Below are 15,959 nucleotides of genomic sequence, written 5' to 3' on the forward strand. Positions count from 1 at the left end.
ATGCTCGACACCACGAACCCTTGGGCTGTGCAGCGCACGCTGATGCAGGCTTCTGGCCAGACGAATCCGACCGCGCCGGTCCTGCACAAGGGCTTGCTGCTCTACGCAGCCCTGAACCTCGAGGAAGGCCGCGAAACGCTGGCCAGCTTGGTCAAGGCGCTGAACCGCACCCTGGCACAGCCCGCCCTGGACTCGGTGCTGTTCTCGACCGGCACGCCGGCGACGACGCTCTGAAGCCGGAGGTCACGATGAGCTCCGAACCCAAGGCAGCCGAGCAGCAGGTTGGGCCGGCTTCCGATGTGGATGCGCACCAGGTGATCGACCAAGCGAAGGCTCTCTGGGATGACCTGGCGAAGTACGCCCGGACGCAGACCTTCGGCGACTATCCGAAGCGCTACGCGGCGATCCAGGACTACGCCTTCCGCCACTATGTGCAACTGCTCAATGCCAAGCAGCTACGTGAGCTCGCTGGCGGCGGCTCACAGACCACAGCCCAGGCCGCGATCGTGGACTTCCGGGCCGCCCTCCACCGCAAGGTCAAGTTCCGGCTCGACATGGGCGACGAAGTTCCAGAGGAGTTTGCGGCCGCGGCGTCGGACCTCGTCACGCAGATTTGGTCCGGGGCTCGCAGAGAAGCGCATGCCCAGTTCGAGGAAGATCGCCGCGCACATGCCCAGGCCCTGGGGGAGCTCCGAACAAGCCTCGCGGCTCAACATGAGGAATTGCAGGCGGCAAATGCGGCCTGCAGGCGGGCAGAACAGGACGCTGCGGCCGCGCATGAGCAGCTGCAGCTCGCCAGGGACCAGGTGACGGCCCTGGCACTTGAGCGAGGCGCGCTGACGGACCGGGTAGCCAGCCTGACCACCTCCATCGAAGGCCTCCGAGCCGAAGCAGAGGCCGCCGGCGCGCGCCACGCAGACCAGGTTCAGGAACTGCAGGATCGGCTGGCGCGCCAAACCCTGGAGCACCGGGAAAGCCTCCACGCGGCACGCCGTGCCCACGAGGCCACAGAAACCCGCTTGCTGCGCGAACGCGACGCAGCAAGCCTGGCACGCGAGACGGCCGTCGACGAGCGCGTGGAGGCCGATCTGGCGCGCGCACGAGCCGAGCAGGCTTTGGCCGAAGCCATCGCTCGGCGCGATCAGTTGGCCAACGAACTGGAATCAGCCAAGGGAGCCATGACGACCGCAGTGGAGCGTGCAGGCAAGGCCGAAGCTGAACTCGCGTCGTCGCGTCAGCAGCACCAGCAGCAGATCGCGCAGATTCAAGAGCAAGCTTTCGACTACGTGGCCCTGCTCAGCTGGTTGGATCAAGGGGGGCAAGGAACCTTCGAAGGGCTGGGGAAGGTAGAAGTACTGGTGGCCAGGTCGATCCTGGCCGCAGTGCCAAAGATCAGCGCCAAGTCGGGGCGCCGGGAAAGCTAAGCGGACCGACCTCAGTCAATTGCAGAATCGGCCCGCTCGGCCCACGCCGCTGTTTGCGCGCTTCAAGATGGCGTCGGCTTCTGCCGGCGATCCTGCCCGCGCCACATCAAATCTGTGACGTACTGCGCCCACTTCGAGCTGTAGTCGCAGTGCCCGCATGCCAGCCGCTCCACCTGCACAACTTCTGCCAGCAGCGGCACGCGGAGGTCATGCTGCTGTGCGAAGTCGCGCGCGGCCAACCAAACCGCGGAGGCTTCCGCCTTAGACCACTCCTCGAAGGTTCGACCTCGCCGGTGGCTCGCTTCTTCGACGAGAACAGCTTTCAGGGATTTGATGCCAGCCATCTGGAGCTGGTAATGCTGAAGAGCGATCACGACTGCTCCCCTCCTCAGCCGTTGCCGCCAGGACCGGGCCGCTCTTCGCTTCGGCTCATGAGCTTGATCCAAAGGCCTGGCGGATCACCCGCGCCGCTCCAATGGTTCAGGGCATGGAAGGCCTCGGCGAGGCTGGCATAGCAGTAGCGTCCGCCGTGCTCTTCGCAGCCGATGTTGAACACCACGGCACAGGTGTGGAGGTAGGACTTCACGCCGCACAGGCCGCGCCCGGTGCGCAAGCAGACCCCGGCATAGCCGAGGTCCTCGACGAACTGCACAACCGCAGGAGTCAGGGCCAGATTCGCAGGGTCGATCTCCTGCGCGCCCTTGGCCCAGCGGGACCAGGCCTCAAAGCTGCAGCAACGCGAGCGCCACAAGTCGCCCGGCTTGCGCCAGACGACCGACGGTGTCGAGCTGTGCCTGCTGCCGGCGCGCACGGCAACCAGTTCTCTATGGCGCCCGTCACGAGCGAAGAATTGACCAGGCTGATGCTGCATGCCGCTCCTTGCCTCGACTAAAGCCCAAGCTTGGCCGTGATGGCCTTGCCGCTGGCCGTGGCTGACCAGCACCCTTGATCGTCCCTACTCGCCAAGCCGGCTCGATGGAGCGACATCATGGTGCCGGTTTTTCGCGGTCACTGTGCAAACCAGACCGCCGCCATCTCCCGAAAGCGGTGCTCAACTGCCTGCGCCTGAGCGCGGCCCGCCTCGACGTTCTTGTGATGGCCGCCAGCGTTGCCGCTGTCCCAGTAGTCCATGGCGGCCTTGACCATATCATCTGTCCCCGCGCCGCTTGCGCCCAGTCCGAGGACTCGCATTGCCGCGCCGACGTGATCGCCAGCTCCAGGGATGCGACTATCGGCCAAAGCTTGGCACCAGCCGTGCTCAGTTGGCCTGTTCGCGTCCTCAAACCTCGGGAATACGCTCATGATCGCCGTGGCCAGCACCAGAGGATGCCCGGGGTAGACAGGCCAGTCTCCAGTTACGTCCTTGATGATGATTGCACCATGTTCCATGTTCAATTCCTAACTTCAAGGCATCAGGTGATGGCGCTCGAGACCCTTGCTGTGCAAACTGTCCAGGTTGTCCAGCAGAATGGCGGCCAGTTGCTGAGCGCGGATCGGCGCCATTCTCTGTAGGTCCGTTGCATGGTGTTTCCTTGAGAGATGAAGCCCGGACCTATGCTGACCCGCTGCGCATTCTGGCAATGACGGCACGCGCATCCATAACGCTCTTAGCCAATAGGCACCCGTTGTGATTGCGCTCGAATGCGCGGAGCGCGCGTTGAAAGCCGACGACAGTCATCTCACGTGAAGTGCCGCCCGTCGCGCCGCAGGCCTTGCACCTGAAGGCACCATACGTGACTCCAATACGGACCGACGACGGCATAGTTGGCTTCCTGGTCAATGGGTGGTGGCGGTCGCGCTCAGAGCGGCCATCTTCGCAATGCGTTCTTTGCGCGCTGTCACTGCGGCGAGATGCAGCTTGCCGCTCTCCGAATAGAAGATGAGCTCGCCCTTGTTCTCGTACCCGCCGAGCTGGATGAGCAGGGCGCGGCGCTCCAACTCAAGCTTGCTGAGCCATTTCGACGGGAAGCATGGTCTCTTCATGCTCTTTCTTCGAAGTTCAATCAACTCCCTTGGACCTTTTGACAGCTTCCAGGGCGCGCTCGCATCGGTATTCCTCGTCACGAAGACGTTGCATGTGCTCTTCTCGGCGGCGCTCCTGAGCACCACTCCCTTCAGAGCGCATGGCGTCTTGCTCCAGCTCACTCAAAACGGCAGCCCTTGCAGCAGCCAGATTGGTCTCGGCTTGTTTGATCGGGCAGGTTGCGTCCCCTGCAGGGTCCGGCGTATCCATGTTCATAGTGGTTTCCATTCAGCTTTCGTACTCGGCCGCAATCTGGTCGACGACATCGAACACGTCGCGCCCGGCGTCGAAGTCGACGCGAGCCGCGTCGACGTCACGGTATTCCACGCCGGTACGGTCCAGCAAGTGCACCTGCAGGTTTGTGTACCAGTCGTCGAAGTCGGTGTCAGTCTTCGTCATGGCCCCTACCTCCATTTGCATTGGATGTGCCTCGCTGCGCTATGCGGCGAGCTGCTTCATTTCGCTCATCGTGGAGAGGGGACAGATCGATCCGGTAGCCCTTCGCCAGTTGCGCGGCAAGAACCAGGGCGAACGCCCGGCCCCTCGACGTAGTGCCAAAGCGCTCTGCCGCGGGCGAAGCCACGAGAACCACATCTTCGGCTACCGACACGCATAGCTCAGGATACCCCTCCGTCACATATCCACCTTGCCCGCCCCGGCCCAGGTCAACGGCGCGGGCTGCAGCGACTCTGCGCCTGTCGCGGTCTCGGACTATTCCGGCCGCCGGGGAGTCCAGGTGCGCCTGCACCTTGCGCAGCATCGCCGTCGTCATGGGGTGAGCAGGCAAGCGCTGCAGGTATTCCAGCACCTCCCGGAGCATGACCTCCGTTGCCAGGTGCGTTTCACTGGCCATGGCATCGAACAGAGGGTCTGCTGGGTCGGCCGACATCGAACTCTTTCCTTGCATGATCAGGCCGAGGCCTCGTTGATCCGCGATACGTCTGCTGGCGTAGCAAGGGCCGAAGCCTGTAGGCCCTTCGAAAACTGGAACGATGCCAAATCGCCGCGGGCGACGACGTCCGGCTGCGCGTTGAGTACGCGAAAGGTCAGTGCGCCGACGATCGCTGCCATGATGATCACCGTGGTAGCCAAAAGTCCGGGCCAGGCAATCCCAACACGGAAGACGAGCGCGATGGCTTCGCCGCCCATAAGGAACATACCGTAGATCACTGCGGCGAAGGTAAGGGTTCTATACACCGCGCTCTCCTAGGGTCAGGTGTTTATGAGTTGCAGACGGCATTGATGCAGTCTCCGACGGTCACCAGCTGGCCCGCCTCGAATCCAAGCCGCCCGAGCGCTTCATGCGCCGCATCCCGGGCCGCCTGCTTCACAGCTGCCTGCGCCTCATCATCTTCGGCTCCGCCGACGTGTGCTGCCAGGGCGAGCGAGTACAGGCGAGCTGCCTTCGCTATCTGCTTGCTCGTCAGCCGCAGCGCATGCTGGGGCGATTCGCCTCGCGCTGCACCTGGTTGCTTAAGCGCCCAGCTGTCGAGGGCACGCATCTTCCCCTCCGCAATGCCGTCGCCCATGCGGATAGTGCCGGCGTTCCACGCAGCGAGGATCTGCGCTGCAGTGTGAAGGCCTCGCCTGGAAAGAGGCAGACTCAGTCCTGGAGGAAGACTGCCAACGATGCAGGCCTGCTCCAAACGAAAGGCGCCGCGGTACAGCTGCTGAGCTCTACTGGCCGATACGCCGATAGCGGCACCGATCTCAGCGAACGATTTCCCACCGCGTTTGAGTTTCAGAACGAGCGCGCGGCGCTGGTCTCGCTCTTCGGGAGTCATTGTCATCGCGCTGGTTCCCTCGGCATCACGGTGCCGCCTTCGCTGGCACCCTTGTCTCGATCTCGACCAAGCGAAACTTGCTCTCCAGATCGCGCCGGGCCGCCTGCGTGTCTTTGCTGGTGTGATGGGCTTCTTTGAAAAGCACGATACCAGCAGTCTTTTTGCCGGCTAGATGCGTCGAATACACCATGCCCGTTGCCGTTCGCTTCCCCGAAGCAAGAGCGGCCGCGAATTCGGCCGATGTGTAAGTGCGCATGACTGTCCCCGACCTCCTTGGATCAGTCCTCGGCGCGCGGATAAGTCGTCTGCACGATCACACCTCCCGCGATCATCCGTTCCGCGTCGCCATTGCTGTAGAGCGACTGAAGGCGCGCAAGGTCCGCGGACCCTTGGGTGAAGGTCTGGGCCTGCACGCCGACATTGCGCCAACCGTTGCGTGCAGACGTGCCTGGAATGTCAGCCGCGGCAGACTTGGCCATCGACGCTTCGACTTCGCGGTCCTGATTCCACTGCTCGATGCGAGTGTCCAAGAGCTTGCGGCTCTCAGAAGCAGCCCGCTCAACCCCGAGGTCTTGGGCGACCAGGCTGGCAGACAGGCCTCGCTTGGTGGAGCTGCAAAAGAGAGCGGCAACAACACCCTCGCCAGGAACGCCGGCTGGAGTCAGTTCACAGACTGCACCAAGTGCCTGCAACTTCTCCTTTGCCTCTTGGAGAATGGTCATCGCCTGTTCGTCTTGCCAAATGTTGTCGTTCATGATGGGTTGGCTCTCATTGCGTGGCTATGCCGCAGCAAGGTCGCCGGCATGCCGACGAGCAGGTCTGGGCTTGTTGATCTCTTCGACCAGCACATCGACTGGGCACGTCGTGCTGTCGATGGCGCAGCGATATGGGCATGCGAGCCGGCGCCCCTTGTAGTAGTCCCAGCCACCCGTCAGACACTTGCCCTGAACGTAGTTGCGAATGACCTGGCGGAACTCTTCCAGGCGAGCCGGCTCGGCGGGCACATCCTGGCCCAGCATGCAACTGTAGTAGCTGCGCGTTGCGTGATAGAGCAATGCTTCGCAGCTGGCCCACAGCACGCCGCGCGGGGGCTTCTTGCCGTGAGGCACGAAGACCCTGGCGGGCTGCATGGAGATGGAGGCTGCGGGCATGTCGCTGTTTCCGTTCTCAGTTGGTGGGGTTGGCCGAGGCCCGAGACTTGGTGAACTCGGCCAGCACCTTCTTGGCGATGGCGCCGTCCAGGTACAAATTGCAGTCTCCGAGAACGGCGTTTGTGTATTCGATGCGGATCACGCCCTGGTCGTCATGAACAACCCGGTAGGCCTTGCGGCCCAGCTTGATTGTGGTTGTCGTTGCCATCGCACCAGGCAGCCTTATGCAAGACCCGCAAGGGTCGCGTGCAGCGCCTGGCCGTCGCTGGTGTCGTGCGAGGCGATACCCCGCACGCCTTCAAGGCCGGCGCCTTCAATCCGGTAGATCGCCGTCGTGCGCGGCCCGACCGTGGCCTTGATGTTGGTCCCTGTCTTCGCGAAGCGCTGCCGCCCGCCAAACTTCGCCAACTCGCCACCTGACAAACCCAGGAGCGGCGAGGCCTTGGTGGGCACGCGCACCACCTCCTCGCGCGTCCTCCCGTCGGGCTCGAAGCCGGCGCGAAGCAGCGCGTCAATCGCACACGCCATCGCTTGCTGAGTCTTCGTCGTCATGGCGCCCTTCCTGTCTACTTCAGCCAGGCCACTTCAGCGGCCGGTGCGTTGGATTTGTAAACGCTCGGCATGTTGCCGTCGTACTTGCGATGCTTGAGTTCGATGCCAGAACGGCTCATGGTCCATACCGTCTTGTCGGTATGCCGGGTGATCGGGCCAGCGTAAGTCCTAAGGCCCACGCGACACGCAATGCTGCCGAGGACGTTGCCGTCCTTGTCGATCACATGCAGGCGAATGGAAGCGGTGGCAGTCATGGCCTTTTCGCTCTTCAAACCGGGATTAGATCCACCGCGTCCTTGGCCTCTTTGAGCGAGAGTCCGGTCTTGCTGCGGTAGAACTTGATGGCTTGGATGACGCCGTGGCCGCCCTGCTTCTTGAGGCGCGCACACTCGGCACGGAGGGCGGCATGATCTAGAGGTTCGGCGCCTCGCAGATCTTGAACCTCCTCGTCAAGCAGCGTCTGCAGTTCAGCACGAAGGGCATTGATCCGGTTGGTGCGCCAGACTCGACGTTGAACTTGATCTTTCGGATCCATAGCTCTTTCCGATGGTCAGACGGTGATCGACAAGCTCGCCGGCTTGGCCGCCCAACGTGCCCGACGATTCGCCTCAAAGTCGGAATCAATCTCCCGCACTGCCGCGTCGACCTCCTGCTGCAGGTCTGATCGAATGCCGGTAAGAGCGAGAGCCTTGGCGAGAGCAGTGCCGTACCGATCGAGCAGCGTTGCCGAGAACTGAGGGGTCTCAGCACCTCGAGCTACTGCAGCGCGGCGGCTGGCCGCCGCCTGTCGAAACTCGACCGCCACGTTGTTGACGATGGATTCAAAGATGTGCCCGGGGATCACCCCGTCTGCCAGGTCGAGTAGGTCCATAGTGTTCTCCCTCTTTCCATGTCATTCGGCATCGTAGGCCGCCCAGGCTTCTTGCGGCTTCATCGAGAGCCGGCGCCTGCAAGCGGCAGAACTTCGGTCATAGTCATCCTGTTCCAGGCTGACGATTTTGCGAAGTGCATCGCTGGGCCGAGCGAGGTATCGGGACATGGCACCCACAAGTATTGCGAGGTCCCTCGCAGCGGTATCGCACTTCAGGAATGGGGCGTACTCGTCCTGCATAAGCAAGTCGCCACCAGGAAGCCCTGGAGCAGAAGCCATTCGCTTCTCGGCACGCTCAAGGTAGACAACATCATGCTTCTCAAAAGCTACTGCAATCCTTGCGTGCTCGATCTCGACGGGCTTCATCCATTGAGCGACCTTCGCCTGTGCAGCCGCGATGCTCTGCGGTGCAGGAGCACCTGGCGAGGCTACAACGACCGAAGGAAAAATGAGGATTGCCGAAATGGCGAGAGCAGCAAGCGCTGGGGATATTGGCTTCACTCGTCGTTTCCTTAGTTAGAACGTCAACGCAGAGCGTTCGACGGTGATCCCGTAGTGCGTCTGCATCAGGTCGCAGAACTCGACCCAATCGGCCTGACCAGGCGCTCCGTGGGTGCAGCGCAGACACTGACTAGCTCCTGCCAGCTGCTCGGTGACCGTCGTGTGAACGTCCATTCCGAACACCTTGGAGAAGCGGCCCACCGTGGAGCCGTCGTTGGCATGAACCCAGACAGTTCGCCTATCCGCGCTGACCTGCACCCGGTCGTCATGTTCGACGTGCTGCATGGCTGTTTCCTTCGCTCAGTGGTGCGTCGCGGCGGCGCGACTGCTCCCTCTTTCAGCTGACGCGAGCGCCAACCGAGTCGCACTTGAAGGTCTCTTCGCTCATGCTCTGGTCAGGGATCACTTCCCTGGCAGGGTCGCCGCCCATTCGCCTGGTGCCGCCAGAAAACACCGTCCGAACGCATACGCCGCGAGAATTACTACGGGTCACCAGTTCGCCCGATGTGGTCAGCTTGCCGCGGGTGACGCGGCATTCGTTCTCATCTTCAAGGTTGGGGTGGTCGAGATCCTTGGGCATGGTGCAACCCACAGGGCCGCTGACCGAGCTGTTGAAGGGTGCGTACTGACGCGTGTCCTTGATGACGACCACGTCGCCCTGCGCATGCGCTGTGATTGCGAAGATGGCGGACGCAACAATGGCGCTAGCAGCGATCTTGTTCATGGGATTCCTCTCCTGTTTTGTTGGTTGATTTGATCAGGCTACAGAGATAGCACCAGCGTTCAAGTTCCGCCACGCCCGCCTGATTCCTGTTCAGTTGGTCGGCGCCGGCAGCGGTCCGACGAGTTTCTCACCTTCGCGGGCCCAGGTCTGTCGGCTGCCGTTGGTGAAGCGCACGAAGTCTTCGCCTGCACGCTTCTCACAGATCGCCGGCGCCTTGCCAGGAACCACGTACCAGTACGCGCCTGGTGCGAGCTTCTGCGGGGTGTTGTCGGTCGATGCCATGAGTGCTCTTTTCCTGTAGTCAGGCAGTGATGCCGTAGCGTGCCGACAGTTCGGCAATGCGGTGCTCGCGTTGCAGCTCGGCAGTGTGCGTGGCCTCGGAGGCCAGCTTGGGATTTGCCGAGATGGATGTCATGTAGCGCTCACTCTGGCGCACCAGACTAACCAGTTCGTTCAAGTCGCGGCGCATTTCGTCATAGATGCCCATGGGGTCGTTTCCTTGCGTCAGGCCGAGGCCTGCAGATTGGTTTGCGCTGCGGGTGCGCTTACCGTCAACAGCGCCGCCGCAACGCGCTTCGATACGCGATAGATGGTGCCACGCTTGGTGGCCAGCGAATGAGTGAACGACGTGCCGCCAGCCGTGCAGAAGGTGGTACCCAACGGCGTGAGCGTCGCACCGTTCTTCATCGCGCGGATTGCAGCGTCAGCACCGATGGAAGGCAGTTCGTGTTCGTGCATGGCATCGTTTCCTCGGTGTTCAAACCGCAGCCTCGGCTCTCTTGTGGAGCTCGGCGACCTGGCAGCGTGCGTCCTCTGCGATGGAGTTATCGAATTCGGGATGCTGTTCGATCAGTTCGAGAAGGGTCATCTCGTCTTCCAACGACATCGCCGTTTGGTAGGGCTCCAAGAGCTTCAGCGCCTGCTGCACCGCAGCCCTGCCGGCGGCGTCAGACGGCGTACGAAATACGATGGTCGTGTAGTTGCTCATTGCTCTCTCTTTCCTTCAGCCGCGAGCGGCGCTGTAGCCAGGAACGTTGGCCTCGGCGAAGTCGATGAGGCGCTTGGCCACATGAGCGGCCTTGTGGTCCTTCTCGGCCTGCGACTCGAAGATGCGCTCCGGGCGGTCACGGTGTTCCACCCAGACGCGCCAGCCGTTGCTAGCCACCGTCTCGGCCGCAGCCAGCGCTTCCGCACGCGACAAGGGGTTGTCGGCGTTCGCGGTCACCCGGGTGAACATGGCCGGATTGCCGACAACGTACATGAGGTTCCAGACCTTCTTGCTCACGACTCTCTTCCGTTTGGTTAGATCTGACCACTGGCGTACTCCGCCATGATCCAGTAGCTCACCTGCACCAAGTCCTTGTCGTCCATACCCTCCAAGTCGCCGCGCTCGTAGCTGCATTCCTCGAACGTGATCGAAAACTCCACGATGTCGCAGCGCTCCTGCTCCGTCAGCATGCGGCTTTGGGGCCAGCCGTAGCAATGCAAGTCCTCGATCAGTTGCCCAATGTTCATAACGCCTCGGTTCATTGGGTCAGGCTGCGGCGCGCATAGCTGCGCGGTACTCGCGGATCTGCGGCACATAGCCGTAGGCACGGAACTCATGCCGGCCGATCTTGCCCAGCAGACCGCGCAAGTCGGCGATGGCTGCGGCGTAGGTGCTCTTGGTGAACATGAGCGCTTCCTTGCTCTGTTGATAGCTCAATTATCAGTATCACTGTGATACTTGTCAAGCAGGGATTCAAACTTCTTTTGCAGCCCCTCACGCTGGACGAGCAGGAGGGCCACGGTCAGCTTTGCAATGTGCTCCGGGACTGGCTGCGTGCCTGTGGCATAACGCTTCACCGACACCTCCGAAATTCCCAGTCGCCTTGCCATGTCGGCGTGCCCATCAGCAACGGCCGATTCAACGGCCCTGAATTCATCATTGGTCATGACGCTAGCGTATCACGGTGATCCTGTATTGGCTAGATCACCCTGGAAACGATTCGACCGAGATTCACCGGGTCGCCTTCGCACAACGCCTTGGCCGCGGAGAGCATGGCCAGGCCCAGCACCTCGCGGAGGTGCCTCAGGTCGTAGCCATCGCGGTGCAGGCGCACGCCGAACGTGCGCCGCGTGGACGTGGCGCCTGCCCCTTCGATGCCTGCCTGGTCGTGCAGCTTGCGGATGCTGTTCAGCGACTCGCAGGACCGGGACGTGTTGCCGGCGCCGATCTCGCGCGTGGTCAGCGTGAAGGGTCGGCCGTCGTTGGTCAGGAACACCAGGCCGCGCCACCGGGAGCGCCAGGCGGTGACGCCTTGCCCGAGCTTCAGCCTCTCCGAGATCGCAATCTCGGAAAGATCGAGGATGGCCAAGCCGACATCGGAGGGTGCAGCCGGACCCTGGCGTGGGCAAGTTCAGATCACCTCGGATGCGGAAAATGTTAAGTTTCGCCAACATATGCGATTGCAAAACGCATAGGAAAATTTGCTATACTGGCCTTGGGCTTCGGCTCCCTGCTTTTCCTCCCTGGGCAGGAGCCTTAACGTAATGACAGCGATAAGGCTTTGCGACCCCGGCTCTGACGAGTCGGGGTTTTCTTTTTTTGCGATGTGCTGGCCAGCACGGCGCTGGCTGCCGGGCTATTCGAACGCGTAGAGACGGAAGAACTTGCCAACCGTCGCCGAATCTCCCGCCTCAACCGCCGAGCGGAGCAGAGCCAGGTGCTTGGCAAAGGTCTCGAGGGTGTAGCCCGCCATGCGGGGTTGCACCTCTTGAAGGCGCTGCTCGAAGTCATCGCGCAGCAGTTCCCCAGAAGCAGCTGGGTCGAGCGGCGCAGCCATGTCGTTCAAGGCGCGCGCCGCGATCGTGAGTGCGCCAGGCGCGCTGATCAGCATCCCTGAACCCTCGGCAGGATCCTGAATTGAGGAAGCCGCGATCAGAAGCTCACCGAGCCTTTTCATGTCCAACAGGCCCATCTGGCGGCCTTGCGAGCGGCTCATGGACGAGGCGCCCCGCAATGCTCGTCGTCGGCGACGGGCTGCCGATCGCAATGCGCGAGTGCACGCTCGTGCTCCTCGTGCGGCACGCCGCCGAAGTTCATCAGGTCGTAGAACTGACGCAGGTCTTGCTCGTCCGACATTGGCACCAAGCCGCGCTCGAAAATCCGCCGCTCAAACCAGCGTTGCTCCACGAGGTCCAGCTCGGACCAAAGCGCCAGAACGCCGGCGGCGTCTGGCACGGCCAGCTTGTTCGTGAAGTACAACTCCAGCGCGTGGAGGCGCTGTTGGCCGTCGAGCACGCAGTTCGACAGTCGCGAGTACCGGACCTGATCAGACTTCTCGAAATCGATGTCCGTCACCGAGTAGACCCCGAGAGGGATGCCCGTCCAGGCGCTGGTGATGAAGCGTCGGCTTTGGGCCTCGTCCCACTTCAACTCGCGCTGCCACGGTGCCAACGGCATCCCCATCACGAACCGATCGGCCCAAGGGTATTCGGCGCGAATCTCGGCTTCATCAGCGAGGAACCGTTCCAGCCCCATCCGCAGAACCGCGATGGCGCAGGGAGATACAAAGGGGGAACGCGATGGTCGCGGCATCCGAGGCGAGGTCATGTGCTTCCTTGATTTCAGCCCACCGCAGGCCGTGGGGCAGTCTGCTCGAACTGGTAGCTCTCATCGTCGGCCGCGGCGATCAGTTCGCCGACTACCTCACCGATGCGCCGGCCCACAGCCCGGAAGGGCTCGTAAACGATGCCCTGGCCCAGCAGCTGGTGGGCGATCGTGTCGGACAGGCCCGCCATAAGGTGGGGCGGCACCTGCTTGATGCGCGCGTGCTCTTCGGCCGTGAACAGGCGGAGCAAGTTCGGATCTTCAGGATGCTGCAGCAGCGGATCGGTGGAGCCACCCTTGTGATAGCCCTTGCGCAGCGTGGGCACGCTGGTGTCGTCCGCGTCGACAATCTGCATCTTGAAGTTGGAGCCCTTGGCGGCGTCGCGCTCACGCTTGATCTTCAGATACTCCATGGCGCGCCAGCGCGGATCGTCTGGACCAATCGACGGGTCCAGCACGGTGCGTACGGTCTTCACGATGCGCACGGATGGCACCAGGTCCTTGAAGTTGAACTCGACGCCCTGCGTGACAGCAACCAGGCACCAGCGCTCCCGATCCTCAAGGCTGCCGAAGTCCTTGCCTTCGAGCACAGCCTCGTGGCACTCGTAGCCCATGTCGCGCAGCTGGTGGCGCAGGATCATGGCGCTGCCGGTCTCGGCATAGAGCGGCACGTTCTCAAGGACGACGACCGCTGGCTGGACCTTTGTCAGGATGACCAGCGCCGCAAACACCAGGTGCCCGACCTCTGGATGGTCCTCCATTTTTGTCAGCCCACGTCTGGCGCGGCCAGCACGCCCAGCACCACTGCAAGGCAGGCCGTGCTCCAGAATTTCGAGCTTGGGCAGCTGGCCGAGCAGCCAGTCATCCTGTGCAGCTTCCTGCATCGGCAGGTTCAGGGCCATCGTCGCCGGCGACCAGGCGTCGTTGTGCTCCATGGCCTGCAGCAGCAGGTCCTCCCTGATTTCATTGGCGAATGCGAGATCGCACTTGACGCCGGCGTCGGTGAGCCCCTGATGGATCGCGTGAGAGAGAACACCGCCACCGTGGGACAAGCTGCCCATCAGCAAGGGCTGGCCTTGAGTGAGCTTGTTGGAGAGGCGGGACAACCTTTCGCGCTTCTTCCGCTCGGAGGCCAGGGGCAGCAGGTAGACCCCCTGCTCTGTCACGACGACACGAATCGCGTTCATTCCCTCGAAGATCGCGAGCAGGTCCTTGCTGTTGATGTCGACCACAGGCACCAGCGGTGCTGGGTCAGCGCCATCGCCGCGAGCCCCCCTTGCAGCTTTCGCCGGCTTCGCAGAGACGATGCGCGTGCCCTCCGGGCACTTGATGATGGCCACGCGCTGTCGTTCCCCCTCCCCTTCAAGCACGACCTCGTAGGGATCCCCTGGCGAGAAGCCCGCACGGATGGCTTGAAGGCCATCGAAGTAGACGCGAGGCGCGCCGCGATGATGGCCGACGCCCTTGACCCAGACACTCGGTCCGTTGCGAGCTGACGTGGCCACGTCAGCTCGCGCGTTGGTTGTTGGCGGCCAGATCCGCCAAGCGGGCGTCCAGCGTCGTCACGACCGCGGACGTGCTGCGGACGGCGGCGCTGAGTACTTCCTCGGCCAGTCGATCACCGGGCTTGATCCGAGAGGCCTGCTCGGCGCTCGCCAGATCGTGCAACGCTTTCCCAGCCTCGTCCTGGAATGCCATGATGGCGCGGATCTCGTCCGCGCCCAGGTCGCCGAACGCTTCCTGGAAGTAGGCCGAGAGCCGGTAGACGACGTCGTTCAGTGCGGCCGAAGCGGCGGAGGCCGGATTCGCGGCCGCGGAACTGCCGTCAGCGACCGACCTGGCGCGGGCCAGGCGCCCTCGCATGATCAGGCGCAGCACATTCGCTTCCTCGGAGTCCTCAAAAGAAGCGAGCAGGTCGCAGCGGACGTGCTCGCTGAAGCCGAACATGAAGGCCAGCTCTTCGGCGTCCTCAGGCAATTCGAGCTCATCAAGTCCCTGCTCGAACTGCGCCATCGAGTCAGCGCTGCTGGCGAGCGAGCAGATGATCATGCTCATGCTGGCCAGACGCAGGCGGTCCTCGACTTCAAGGCTGGGGAACTCGTCTGCGACACCGCTCTCGTGGACGGCCTTCAGCAGTTCGATCTCGTCGAACTGGACGTCGCCCAGATCGGCCGGTGCCGCCAGAACAGCGGATTCGGTGCCCAGGCGCGCCTGGGCAGAGGTTTCAGATTGCAGCACAGCCGTCCCCTTCAATGCATCTTGGGAGCGTGACCGGTGGCCTGGCGGGTGACCTGCTGCAGGTCACGCGCCGCGGTCAGCTGCACCGTCGCACCCGGAGCCTGCTCGATCTCGGTCACTTTGGCCATGACAGCCGGGCTGTCCAGCTGCAGCGGGGAGTTGCCCTCCATCTTGGCGGTCATCTCCTGCAGCGAAGCGGCGTAGGCACGCACGTCGTAGCCCTTGTTGGAAACGGCCACCAGCGCGTTGTTGAGCTCGGTGAGCGACAGCGCGAGGTCGTTGAAGCGGGTTTGGTAATTCGCCTTGGCCTGGGCCATTGCAGCGCGCGCCTCGAGGTCGCCAGGTGCAGTCACCGACGCCAGCTCGGCCTCGTCGAGCCGCTCGAGCTGGTGCTGGGCAACCACGCGGCGAGCGGCGGACTCAACCACCATCGACGTCAGCCTCGCGCGCAGCGCTTCGGGAAGCGGCTTCACGTTGGCAGGCACGGACGCGGAGGAAGGCGCGTAGCCGACCGGCGCAGCGCCACTGCCTTCGTACTGGAAGCGGGTCAGGGCATTGGTCGAGAGCGCCTGCTGCATCTGCTGAGCCTGGGCGGATTGACGCTTGGCTTGGTCGGCCTTGACCGAGCTGTCCGCGATGCTCCCCCCGATGACGGCGCCGACGGCCGTCGAGGCCAGGCGGCCCCAGGTGTTCTTGGTGGTGGCGGCCGAGGCAACGAAGCCAAGGACACCGCCGACGACGCGCCCCGTGGTCCGGGTGTTCGCATCACGTTCCGCCTGGGTCTGGTTGACCTGGCCCTGGGCGTAGGGCTGGCCGATAGAAGCGTTCTGGGCTTGACCATAGCCTGCCGAAGCCGAGCTGGTGATGGTCTGGCCGTACGTCTGGGCGTGCACAGGTGCAGCCGCGGCCAGGGCGATCGCACCGGACAGCAGCATGGCGCGCTGTCGCATACCGCCCGCCGCGAAGCGCTCACTGGTGAGTTCGCCGACCTGCCGCAGCGTGCGGCCAAGGGCTTGAAGTGTTGCCGACATGACTGATCCTCCAGAGTGGAGGCTCAATTATGCCTAGTTTGGCTTTGCGCGCTATACGCTATGCGAAG

Annotated in this window: 35 protein-coding genes; 2 read left to right on the plus strand and 33 right to left on the minus strand. The window is 63.0% G+C overall.

Going from position 1 to position 15,959, the window contains the following annotated elements; translation table 11 throughout:
• On the plus strand, positions 1-234 hold the full coding sequence (locus tag QRD43_RS21130) for a hypothetical protein (protein ID WP_285984495.1): 234 nt from the start codon (positions 1-3) through the stop codon (positions 232-234).
• 14 nt (positions 235-248) lie between these two features.
• A complete protein-coding gene (locus QRD43_RS21135) occupies positions 249-1,424 on the plus strand; it encodes a DNA-binding protein (protein ID WP_285984496.1) in 1,176 nt (391 codons plus the stop codon).
• 62 nt (positions 1,425-1,486) lie between these two features.
• Here the strand turns inward: QRD43_RS21135 and QRD43_RS21140 are convergent, their stop codons facing one another.
• The 33 genes from QRD43_RS21140 to QRD43_RS21300 all read right to left on the minus strand — a co-directional run bounded on the left by QRD43_RS21140 (position 1,487) and on the right by QRD43_RS21300 (position 15,891).
• Positions 1,487-1,798 carry a hypothetical protein gene (locus QRD43_RS21140; RefSeq protein ID WP_285984497.1) on the minus strand — a complete coding sequence of 104 codons (312 nt, stop codon included), beginning with the start codon at positions 1,796-1,798 and terminating at the stop codon, positions 1,487-1,489.
• 14 nt (positions 1,799-1,812) lie between these two features.
• The gene (locus QRD43_RS21145) at positions 1,813-2,295 is read right to left on the minus strand and encodes a hypothetical protein (RefSeq protein WP_285984498.1); all 483 of its coding nucleotides are present in this window, start codon (positions 2,293-2,295) and stop codon (positions 1,813-1,815) included.
• 137 nt (positions 2,296-2,432) lie between these two features.
• The gene (locus tag QRD43_RS21150; protein ID WP_285984499.1) at positions 2,433-2,819 is read right to left on the minus strand and encodes a hypothetical protein; all 387 of its coding nucleotides are present in this window, start codon (positions 2,817-2,819) and stop codon (positions 2,433-2,435) included.
• 381 nt (positions 2,820-3,200) lie between these two features.
• A complete protein-coding gene (locus tag QRD43_RS21155) occupies positions 3,201-3,407 on the minus strand; it encodes a hypothetical protein (RefSeq protein WP_285984500.1) in 207 nt (68 codons plus the stop codon).
• Positions 3,408-3,423: 16 nt separating this feature from the next.
• On the minus strand, positions 3,424-3,675 hold the full coding sequence (locus QRD43_RS21160) for a hypothetical protein (RefSeq protein WP_285984501.1): 252 nt from the start codon (positions 3,673-3,675) through the stop codon (positions 3,424-3,426).
• Complete coding sequence (locus QRD43_RS21165; RefSeq protein ID WP_285984502.1) at positions 3,676-3,846, minus strand: hypothetical protein; 171 nt, start codon at positions 3,844-3,846, stop codon at positions 3,676-3,678.
• A 510-nt stretch (positions 3,847-4,356) separates the two neighbouring features.
• A complete protein-coding gene (locus tag QRD43_RS21170) occupies positions 4,357-4,644 on the minus strand; it encodes a hypothetical protein (RefSeq protein ID WP_285984503.1) in 288 nt (95 codons plus the stop codon).
• Between the two features lie 23 nt (positions 4,645-4,667).
• Positions 4,668-5,237 (minus strand): hypothetical protein, encoded by a 570-nt coding sequence (locus QRD43_RS21175; protein WP_285984504.1) that lies wholly within the window; start codon positions 5,235-5,237, stop codon positions 4,668-4,670.
• 19 nt (positions 5,238-5,256) lie between these two features.
• Entirely contained in the window at positions 5,257-5,487 is a 231-nt protein-coding gene (locus QRD43_RS21180) for a hypothetical protein (protein WP_285984505.1), read from the minus strand.
• A 22-nt stretch (positions 5,488-5,509) separates the two neighbouring features.
• Positions 5,510-5,986, minus strand: a complete 477-nt coding sequence (locus tag QRD43_RS21185; protein ID WP_285984506.1) for a hypothetical protein — start codon at positions 5,984-5,986, stop codon at positions 5,510-5,512.
• Between the two features lie 24 nt (positions 5,987-6,010).
• The gene (locus QRD43_RS21190) at positions 6,011-6,382 is read right to left on the minus strand and encodes a hypothetical protein (RefSeq protein WP_285984507.1); all 372 of its coding nucleotides are present in this window, start codon (positions 6,380-6,382) and stop codon (positions 6,011-6,013) included.
• Between the two features lie 16 nt (positions 6,383-6,398).
• Positions 6,399-6,590 (minus strand): hypothetical protein, encoded by a 192-nt coding sequence (locus QRD43_RS21195; RefSeq protein ID WP_285984508.1) that lies wholly within the window; start codon positions 6,588-6,590, stop codon positions 6,399-6,401.
• A gap of 14 nt (positions 6,591-6,604) precedes the next feature.
• On the minus strand, positions 6,605-6,934 hold the full coding sequence (locus QRD43_RS21200; RefSeq protein WP_285984509.1) for a hypothetical protein: 330 nt from the start codon (positions 6,932-6,934) through the stop codon (positions 6,605-6,607).
• A gap of 14 nt (positions 6,935-6,948) precedes the next feature.
• Positions 6,949-7,188, minus strand: a complete 240-nt coding sequence (locus QRD43_RS21205; RefSeq protein ID WP_285984510.1) for a hypothetical protein — start codon at positions 7,186-7,188, stop codon at positions 6,949-6,951.
• A gap of 14 nt (positions 7,189-7,202) precedes the next feature.
• Complete coding sequence (locus QRD43_RS21210) at positions 7,203-7,469, minus strand: hypothetical protein (RefSeq protein ID WP_285984511.1); 267 nt, start codon at positions 7,467-7,469, stop codon at positions 7,203-7,205.
• A gap of 15 nt (positions 7,470-7,484) precedes the next feature.
• Entirely contained in the window at positions 7,485-7,805 is a 321-nt protein-coding gene (locus tag QRD43_RS21215) for a hypothetical protein (protein WP_285984512.1), read from the minus strand.
• Between the two features lie 21 nt (positions 7,806-7,826).
• Complete coding sequence (locus QRD43_RS21220) at positions 7,827-8,306, minus strand: hypothetical protein (RefSeq protein ID WP_285984513.1); 480 nt, start codon at positions 8,304-8,306, stop codon at positions 7,827-7,829.
• Positions 8,307-8,321: 15 nt separating this feature from the next.
• Entirely contained in the window at positions 8,322-8,591 is a 270-nt protein-coding gene (locus QRD43_RS21225; protein ID WP_285984514.1) for a hypothetical protein, read from the minus strand.
• Positions 8,592-8,643: 52 nt separating this feature from the next.
• Positions 8,644-9,030 carry a hypothetical protein gene (locus QRD43_RS21230; RefSeq protein ID WP_285984515.1) on the minus strand — a complete coding sequence of 129 codons (387 nt, stop codon included), beginning with the start codon at positions 9,028-9,030 and terminating at the stop codon, positions 8,644-8,646.
• Between the two features lie 90 nt (positions 9,031-9,120).
• On the minus strand, positions 9,121-9,312 hold the full coding sequence (locus QRD43_RS21235; protein ID WP_285984516.1) for a hypothetical protein: 192 nt from the start codon (positions 9,310-9,312) through the stop codon (positions 9,121-9,123).
• Positions 9,313-9,331: 19 nt separating this feature from the next.
• Positions 9,332-9,517, minus strand: a complete 186-nt coding sequence (locus QRD43_RS21240; protein WP_285984517.1) for a hypothetical protein — start codon at positions 9,515-9,517, stop codon at positions 9,332-9,334.
• Positions 9,518-9,534: 17 nt separating this feature from the next.
• A complete protein-coding gene (locus QRD43_RS21245) occupies positions 9,535-9,768 on the minus strand; it encodes a hypothetical protein (protein WP_285984518.1) in 234 nt (77 codons plus the stop codon).
• Between the two features lie 19 nt (positions 9,769-9,787).
• On the minus strand, positions 9,788-10,018 hold the full coding sequence (locus tag QRD43_RS21250) for a hypothetical protein (protein WP_285984519.1): 231 nt from the start codon (positions 10,016-10,018) through the stop codon (positions 9,788-9,790).
• A gap of 15 nt (positions 10,019-10,033) precedes the next feature.
• On the minus strand, positions 10,034-10,315 hold the full coding sequence (locus QRD43_RS21255; protein ID WP_285984520.1) for a hypothetical protein: 282 nt from the start codon (positions 10,313-10,315) through the stop codon (positions 10,034-10,036).
• 17 nt (positions 10,316-10,332) lie between these two features.
• A complete protein-coding gene (locus tag QRD43_RS21260; protein WP_285984521.1) occupies positions 10,333-10,545 on the minus strand; it encodes a hypothetical protein in 213 nt (70 codons plus the stop codon).
• A gap of 19 nt (positions 10,546-10,564) precedes the next feature.
• The gene (locus QRD43_RS21265; protein ID WP_285984522.1) at positions 10,565-10,705 is read right to left on the minus strand and encodes a hypothetical protein; all 141 of its coding nucleotides are present in this window, start codon (positions 10,703-10,705) and stop codon (positions 10,565-10,567) included.
• 26 nt (positions 10,706-10,731) lie between these two features.
• A complete protein-coding gene (locus QRD43_RS21270) occupies positions 10,732-10,965 on the minus strand; it encodes a hypothetical protein (protein ID WP_285984523.1) in 234 nt (77 codons plus the stop codon).
• Between the two features lie 32 nt (positions 10,966-10,997).
• Positions 10,998-11,387, minus strand: coding sequence for a hypothetical protein (locus QRD43_RS21275; protein WP_285984524.1), 390 nt, complete (start codon positions 11,385-11,387; stop codon positions 10,998-11,000).
• Positions 11,388-11,654: 267 nt separating this feature from the next.
• On the minus strand, positions 11,655-12,014 hold the full coding sequence (locus QRD43_RS21280; protein WP_285984525.1) for a hypothetical protein: 360 nt from the start codon (positions 12,012-12,014) through the stop codon (positions 11,655-11,657).
• Positions 12,011-12,553, minus strand: coding sequence for a DUF262 domain-containing protein (locus QRD43_RS21285; protein ID WP_285984526.1), 543 nt, complete (start codon positions 12,551-12,553; stop codon positions 12,011-12,013). The genes QRD43_RS21280 and QRD43_RS21285 overlap by 4 nt, the downstream gene beginning before the upstream one ends.
• Before the next feature lie 86 nt (positions 12,554-12,639).
• Entirely contained in the window at positions 12,640-14,127 is a 1,488-nt protein-coding gene (locus tag QRD43_RS21290; protein WP_285984527.1) for a DNA cytosine methyltransferase, read from the minus strand.
• A 1-nt stretch (position 14,128) separates the two neighbouring features.
• On the minus strand, positions 14,129-14,875 hold the full coding sequence (locus tag QRD43_RS21295) for a hypothetical protein (RefSeq protein ID WP_285984528.1): 747 nt from the start codon (positions 14,873-14,875) through the stop codon (positions 14,129-14,131).
• Positions 14,872-15,891 (minus strand): hypothetical protein, encoded by a 1,020-nt coding sequence (locus QRD43_RS21300; protein ID WP_285984529.1) that lies wholly within the window; start codon positions 15,889-15,891, stop codon positions 14,872-14,874. Before QRD43_RS21300 ends, QRD43_RS21295 begins: the two co-directional genes overlap by 4 nt.
• Positions 15,892-15,959 lie beyond the last annotated feature (68 nt).

It is taken from the genome of Roseateles subflavus, assembly GCF_030285365.1.
GTDB classification, from domain to species: domain Bacteria; phylum Pseudomonadota; class Gammaproteobacteria; order Burkholderiales; family Burkholderiaceae_C; genus Roseateles_B; species Roseateles_B subflavus.

Coding starts and splice junctions, on each gene's coding strand:
- QRD43_RS21130 (WP_285984495.1), top strand. CDS start 1: ATGCTCGACACCACGAACCCTTGGGCTGTGCAGCGCACGCTGATGCAG.
- QRD43_RS21135 (WP_285984496.1), top strand. CDS start 249: ATGAGCTCCGAACCCAAGGCAGCCGAGCAGCAGGTTGGGCCGGCTTCC.
- QRD43_RS21145 (WP_285984498.1), bottom strand. CDS start 2,295: ATGCAGCATCAGCCTGGTCAATTCTTCGCTCGTGACGGGCGCCATAGA.
- QRD43_RS21155 (WP_285984500.1), bottom strand. CDS start 3,407: ATGAAGAGACCATGCTTCCCGTCGAAATGGCTCAGCAAGCTTGAGTTG.
- QRD43_RS21160 (WP_285984501.1), bottom strand. CDS start 3,675: ATGGAAACCACTATGAACATGGATACGCCGGACCCTGCAGGGGACGCA.
- QRD43_RS21165 (WP_285984502.1), bottom strand. CDS start 3,846: ATGACGAAGACTGACACCGACTTCGACGACTGGTACACAAACCTGCAG.
- QRD43_RS21175 (WP_285984504.1), bottom strand. CDS start 5,237: ATGACAATGACTCCCGAAGAGCGAGACCAGCGCCGCGCGCTCGTTCTG.
- QRD43_RS21180 (WP_285984505.1), bottom strand. CDS start 5,487: ATGCGCACTTACACATCGGCCGAATTCGCGGCCGCTCTTGCTTCGGGG.
- QRD43_RS21185 (WP_285984506.1), bottom strand. CDS start 5,986: ATGAACGACAACATTTGGCAAGACGAACAGGCGATGACCATTCTCCAA.
- QRD43_RS21190 (WP_285984507.1), bottom strand. CDS start 6,382: ATGCCCGCAGCCTCCATCTCCATGCAGCCCGCCAGGGTCTTCGTGCCT.
- QRD43_RS21195 (WP_285984508.1), bottom strand. CDS start 6,590: ATGGCAACGACAACCACAATCAAGCTGGGCCGCAAGGCCTACCGGGTT.
- QRD43_RS21200 (WP_285984509.1), bottom strand. CDS start 6,934: ATGACGACGAAGACTCAGCAAGCGATGGCGTGTGCGATTGACGCGCTG.
- QRD43_RS21205 (WP_285984510.1), bottom strand. CDS start 7,188: ATGACTGCCACCGCTTCCATTCGCCTGCATGTGATCGACAAGGACGGC.
- QRD43_RS21210 (WP_285984511.1), bottom strand. CDS start 7,469: ATGGATCCGAAAGATCAAGTTCAACGTCGAGTCTGGCGCACCAACCGG.
- QRD43_RS21215 (WP_285984512.1), bottom strand. CDS start 7,805: ATGGACCTACTCGACCTGGCAGACGGGGTGATCCCCGGGCACATCTTT.
- QRD43_RS21225 (WP_285984514.1), bottom strand. CDS start 8,591: ATGCAGCACGTCGAACATGACGACCGGGTGCAGGTCAGCGCGGATAGG.
- QRD43_RS21230 (WP_285984515.1), bottom strand. CDS start 9,030: ATGAACAAGATCGCTGCTAGCGCCATTGTTGCGTCCGCCATCTTCGCA.
- QRD43_RS21235 (WP_285984516.1), bottom strand. CDS start 9,312: ATGGCATCGACCGACAACACCCCGCAGAAGCTCGCACCAGGCGCGTAC.
- QRD43_RS21240 (WP_285984517.1), bottom strand. CDS start 9,517: ATGGGCATCTATGACGAAATGCGCCGCGACTTGAACGAACTGGTTAGT.
- QRD43_RS21245 (WP_285984518.1), bottom strand. CDS start 9,768: ATGCACGAACACGAACTGCCTTCCATCGGTGCTGACGCTGCAATCCGC.
- QRD43_RS21250 (WP_285984519.1), bottom strand. CDS start 10,018: ATGAGCAACTACACGACCATCGTATTTCGTACGCCGTCTGACGCCGCC.
- QRD43_RS21260 (WP_285984521.1), bottom strand. CDS start 10,545: ATGAACATTGGGCAACTGATCGAGGACTTGCATTGCTACGGCTGGCCC.
- QRD43_RS21265 (WP_285984522.1), bottom strand. CDS start 10,705: ATGTTCACCAAGAGCACCTACGCCGCAGCCATCGCCGACTTGCGCGGT.
- QRD43_RS21270 (WP_285984523.1), bottom strand. CDS start 10,965: ATGACCAATGATGAATTCAGGGCCGTTGAATCGGCCGTTGCTGATGGG.
- QRD43_RS21280 (WP_285984525.1), bottom strand. CDS start 12,014: ATGAGCCGCTCGCAAGGCCGCCAGATGGGCCTGTTGGACATGAAAAGG.
- QRD43_RS21285 (WP_285984526.1), bottom strand. CDS start 12,553: ATGGGGCTGGAACGGTTCCTCGCTGATGAAGCCGAGATTCGCGCCGAA.
- QRD43_RS21300 (WP_285984529.1), bottom strand. CDS start 15,891: ATGTCGGCAACACTTCAAGCCCTTGGCCGCACGCTGCGGCAGGTCGGC.